Source organism: Burkholderia sp. Tr-862 (assembly GCF_011753085.1).
In the GTDB taxonomy this organism is placed as follows: Bacteria; Pseudomonadota; Gammaproteobacteria; order Burkholderiales; family Burkholderiaceae; genus Burkholderia; species Burkholderia ambifaria.
In genome coordinates, this window is sequence record NZ_VWWG01000354.1 from 1 (window position 1) to 1,798 (window position 1,798).

A 1,798-nucleotide genomic window follows, 5' to 3' on the forward strand; every position below is an offset into this window, starting at 1 on the left:
GTGCGGCGAGGCGGTTGCGCGCGTCGCGGTATTCGGCCGAGCGGCAGCCTTGTGCGTGCAGTGCGGCGCGCAAGGCCGCGACGGCGGCCTGCAGCGTGTCGTAGCGCGCGGGTGCCGGCGTGTCGCGTTCGCCGTCGCCGATGTCATCGCCTTCGTCTCCGGCCGCGCCGCTTACACCCGTTGCACCATGGCGCGCGAGCAGCGCATCGACCGCCGCCGGATAGCCGGCGAGCGCGTGCAGGATCTGATGGCGGCCGGTTTCGATCTCGCGGGCGAGCACGATTTCGTCCTCACGCTTGAGCAGCGGCACCGCATGAATGCGTCGCATATAGAGCGCGAGCGGATCGGTCGACGCGCTCGTGCCGCGGGCGAGATCGCCGAGCAGCGCGCGGCCCTCGTCGAGCGCATCGCGATCGACGTCGACCGGTGCCGCGCCCGCGAACGGCGCCGGCGCGGCCGGCTCGTCGAGCACGGCGATGCCGATGTCCGCGAGCGCGGCGCGCACGACGTCCAGCGCGTCGGGGCTGTCGCTTTCCGGCGGCAGCGCGTCGACGAGGTCGGCGTGCGTCAGATAACCCTGTTCGCCGGCGAGCGCCAGCAGCTGGATGATCGGATCGAGGGGCGTGTCCGCCCGAAGCGTGGGGCGTGGCGTAGTCATGTCGATGGCGGCGTGAACCGCGTTCCTGTTGGGCGGGCCGAAGTCCGCTGGTTTCAGGCCGTCGGGGGCCGCGAACACCCGTCCGCGCCGGCCAGCCTGATTGAATATCCAAGTGAGGGCATTTGCGCCAACTTCAACGCCGGCGCGCCAGACGCGCGAGCACGCGGCGTACCCGCGCGGTGCGACCCCTTCAATTGCGGCGGCGAAACAAAAAGTAACCGATCAAACCCGCAGAAATATGCAGGGGACGTAAGCTAGAGTCAGGCGCGCGCCGTGCGGCGACGCACGAATTCCTGCGGAGCTTCACATGACCCCGATTCCCGCCGCGAGGCCAGCCATTATCGGCCTGGCCATGATCGCGCTGAGTGGCTGCTATTACACGGGCCCTTACGGCTATGCACCGTATTACGCACCCGTGCCCGCTGTGGTGTCGCAGCGCGAGATTCCGGTGGCGCCGGCAAATGCCGGCCCGGCCACCTCGTCCACATCCGCCGCGCCGGCCGTGCCGCCGCCGACGGACGATTATGCCTACGCCTACGCGCCGGCTCCCGTTTATGCGGCGCCTGCCTATGTGCCTTACCCGGCCTACTACCCCGCGTACTACCCGGGCTGGTACGGGCCGCCCGTCACGATCGGCTTCGGCTTCCGCGGGTATTGGGGCGGCGGCTACCGGGGCTGGCACCGTCCGTGGGGCGGTGGCCACTGGGGTGGCGGACATTGGGGCGGGGGACACTGGGGCGGCGGGCATCGACACTGACCGACGCGCGGCGGCACCGCGCGGGAGAGCAACATGAGCAACACCATCATCCGAAGTCTGTGCGTCGTCCTGTTCGGCATCGCTGCCGTGCCGGGGATCGCCGACGCGCAAAGCAGCGCTTACACGAACTCGGGGGCCGAACTCTTTGCGGGGCCGGCGCCCGATTATCCGGTCGTCGCGCAACTTCCGCCCGGCACCGCGGTGGACGTGTTCGGTTGCCTGAGCGACTACTCGTGGTGCGACGTCGCGCTGCCGGGCGTGCGCGGCTGGATCGACGCGCAGCAGCTCGACTACCCCTACCAGGGCAATTACGTGCCGCTGCTCGAATACGGCGCGATGATCGGCGTGCCGGTGACCGGGTTCGCGATCGGCGCGTACTGGGA

The 1,798-nt window shown here is 69.9% G+C and carries 3 protein-coding genes; 2 read left to right on the plus strand and 1 reads right to left on the minus strand.

The window, feature by feature from the left end:
• The coding region (locus tag F3J14_RS34765) for an RNA polymerase sigma factor region1.1 domain-containing protein (RefSeq protein WP_282100805.1) at positions 1 to 658 on the minus strand (658 nt) is incomplete at its 3' end.
• A gap of 307 nt (positions 659 to 965) precedes the next feature.
• Here F3J14_RS34765 and F3J14_RS34770 point away from each other — a divergent pair.
• Together F3J14_RS34770 and F3J14_RS34775 are read left to right on the plus strand one after the other, a co-directional pair.
• Positions 966 to 1,415, plus strand: coding sequence for a hypothetical protein (locus F3J14_RS34770; RefSeq protein WP_166726737.1), 450 nt, complete (start codon positions 966 to 968; stop codon positions 1,413 to 1,415).
• 33 nt (positions 1,416 to 1,448) lie between these two features.
• A partial coding sequence (locus tag F3J14_RS34775; RefSeq protein WP_166726738.1) for an SH3 domain-containing protein occupies positions 1,449 to 1,798 on the plus strand: 350 nt, incomplete at its 3' end.

What these genes read in the sequence shown, in the direction of transcription:
- F3J14_RS34770 (WP_166726737.1), top strand. Translation starts at nt 966, where the DNA reads ATGACCCCGATTCCCGCCGCGAGGCCAGCCATTATCGGCCTGGCCATG.